Origin of the sequence: Kitasatospora sp. NPDC057512 (genome assembly GCF_042802135.1) — a bacterium.
GTDB lineage: Bacteria > Actinomycetota > Actinomycetes > Streptomycetales > Streptomycetaceae > Kitasatospora.
The window spans coordinates 1-2,513 of the sequence record NZ_JBHVET010000983.1; the positions used below are offsets into that span (position 1 = coordinate 1).

3 protein-coding genes are annotated in these 2,513 nt (G+C 74.7%); 1 reads left to right on the plus strand and 2 read right to left on the minus strand.

What is annotated here, in order from left to right; all coding sequences use genetic code 11:
* Positions 1 to 322 precede the first annotated feature (322 nt).
* A complete protein-coding gene (locus tag ACFU6K_RS36590) occupies positions 323 to 1,243 on the plus strand; it encodes a LysR family transcriptional regulator (RefSeq protein ID WP_380670593.1) in 921 nt (306 codons plus the stop codon).
* Between the two features lie 41 nt (positions 1,244 to 1,284).
* Here the strand turns inward: ACFU6K_RS36590 and ACFU6K_RS36595 are convergent, their stop codons facing one another.
* Positions 1,285 to 2,055 (minus strand): GNAT family N-acetyltransferase, encoded by a 771-nt coding sequence (locus tag ACFU6K_RS36595; protein ID WP_380670595.1) that lies wholly within the window; start codon positions 2,053 to 2,055, stop codon positions 1,285 to 1,287.
* A 55-nt stretch (positions 2,056 to 2,110) separates the two neighbouring features.
* The coding region (locus tag ACFU6K_RS36600; protein ID WP_380670597.1) for an enoyl-CoA hydratase-related protein at positions 2,111 to 2,513 on the minus strand (403 nt) is incomplete at its 5' end.

A 2,513-nucleotide genomic window follows, 5' to 3' on the forward strand; every position in this document is an offset into this window, starting at 1 on the left:
GTTCCACCCGGCGCGGACACCCGCTCCACCCGCGCCCCGGCGAGCGCTCACGCACGACGCACCCCGAGCACCGGCGCACCGCCCGCCCGCTCCCCCTCCGACGTACCTCACCGCTCTTGCACGGAACTGCTCTTGCATGGAACTGCTCTTGCACAGATGCGGGTCGACACCCGCCCGCCGCTCCCGCCACAGCGTCCGGAACGCCGGCGGAGGCAGCGGGCGGGTTGCCGCCCTGGGCCCTGGTTCGATGATCGATCCCGCACGACACCCAAGTCAATCCGCCGATTTACTGGGGCCCCTCCAAGCAATACCTTGGGTCTCCGTGACCATTGACGACCTCCGCGTATTCGCCGCGGTCTGCCGGGCCGGCTCGCTCAGCGCCGTGGCCCGCGAGCTGAACTGCACCCAGTCCGCCGTCAGCCAGCACGTGAAGCGGCTCGAACGGGAGGTCGGCCTCGCCCTGATCGAGCGCCACCCGCGCGGGGTCGTCCCCACCACGGCGGGAAGCCTGCTGCGCACGGCGGTCGCCGCCGGCCTCGGCGGCATCGACCACGCGCTGCACCGGATCGCCGAACTCGCGCGCGGTGAGGGCGGATCCGTACGAATCACCACCGGGGCCACCAGCATCCGGCACTTCATGTCCGCGGCCGTGGTGGACTTCCGGCGACGCTTCCCCCGCGTCAGCCTGGAGTTCCAGACCGAGGTCTCCAGCCGCAGCTGCCTGGAGTCGCTCACCGCCGGCCGGGTCGACCTCGCCTGGATCACCCTCGGCGTCCCGGCCCGGGGCATCGACCAGCAGCCGGTGGTCGACCTGCCCTGGGTGCTCGCGGTCACGGCGGGCGACCCGCTCGCCGCCCGGGACCGGATCTCGCCCGCCGACCTCCAGGACGCCCGGCTGATCGGACTGCCGCAGAACTCCGTCTCCCGCTCCCAGGTCGAGTCCTGGCTGGGGAAGTCGGGCATCCGGCCGGTCTTCGACACCAGCGTCGCGGACTGGGACACCGCGATCCTGCTCGCCGAACTCGGCCTCGGCCACGCCGTCGTCCCGGCCCTCCCGCAGTGGCAGGGCCCCGGCCACCCCGGCCTGCGGCTGCTCCCGCTGCCCGACCTGCCCGCCCTCACCGCCGGGTGGGCCGTCCGGGACTGGGAGAACCTCGGCCCGCTCGCCCGCGCCTTCGCCGACACCGTCGCCGCCCACTGCGGCCGCGACACCGCGCCGGCCGTCGGACCGGAGACGGCCTGACCCCGCCTGCCGTCGCCCTGCGCCCGACCGTCATCGACCCGTCATCGACCGTGGAACGAGTGGCCGCGCCCGATCTCCTCGAAGCCCCGGCGGCCGTACCACTCGCGCGGCCAGTCCACCGCGTCCGCGAGCAGGAACAGCTGCGGAACGCCGGCCTCGGCCGCCAGCGCCAGGCCGGTCGCCAGCAGGGTGTCGCCGTGCCCCGCGCCGCGGTGCCGCGAACCGGTCACCAGGTCCTCCAACTGTCCGAGCCCGACGGCCGGTTCGAGGTAGAGGTCGCTCCAGGCCGCGACCTCGCCGGCCGGCGTCCGCGCGGCCAGGAAGTGCACCCGCTCGGCACCGCGCAGCCGGACGGAACGGCGGTCGGTGAGCTGCCGGGCGAGCTCCTCGTCCTCGAACCACTCCCCCTGCTGCCGCAGCACCGCCTCCCGCATCTCGGCCAACTCGACGGGGAGCGCGGCCGGTTCGGGCCGTCGGCAGCCGCGCGTCGACCGGGCCAGGACCACCACGCTCTCCCGCTCCCATCCCGCCGCCGCCAGCACCGGGGCGGCCCGCTCACCCAACTCCGGGTCCAGCACCGTGACGCGGTACCGGTGGCGGCGCCCCAGCCACCGGGCGGCCAGCTCGGGCAGCACCGCCGGGTCGGTGCCCGGACCCTCGACGATCAGCTGGTTGTGCTCCTCCGATCGGCCGAACGCCGCGTCCCGGACGGCGAACACTCCCGGGAAATCCGGCAGTTCGACGGTCTCCGCCGCCTGGCGGCGGGCGAAGGCGGCCTGGAAGGCGGTCACGCGGGCAAGTAGATCCGACATCCCGCCATGATCAGCCCCTCGGCCGCGCTCCGACAACGGATTTCCCGGTACCGCCTCAGGAGTCCGCGCCGGCGGACGAACGCTCACCGGAGGAGGAGCGGTCCAGGAAGCGCCGGATCCCGTCCCGCACGCCGTCCGTCGGCACGGTCGCCGCGAAGGCCGCCGCCTCCACCGCGAGCCCCTCGTCGATCGGCAGGTTGATGCCCCGGGTCACCGCCCGCAGGCAGGCGGCCACGGCGGTCGGCGCGTGCCGGACGATCCGCTCGGCCAGGTCCCGTGCGGTGTCCAGCAGTTCGTCCGCCGGGACGACCGAGTTGACCAGGCCGATCTCGGCGGCGCGGGCGGCCGGGATCGGGTCACCGGTGAGAATCATTTCCAGGCCGCGCTTGCGGCCCACGTGCCGGGGCAGCCGCTGCGAGCCGCCGAAGGGCGGCGGGAAGCCGAGCGAGATCTCGGGC

What these genes read in the sequence shown, in the direction of transcription:
- ACFU6K_RS36595 (WP_380670595.1), bottom strand. Translation starts at nt 2,055, where the DNA reads ATGTCGGATCTACTTGCCCGCGTGACCGCCTTCCAGGCCGCCTTCGCC.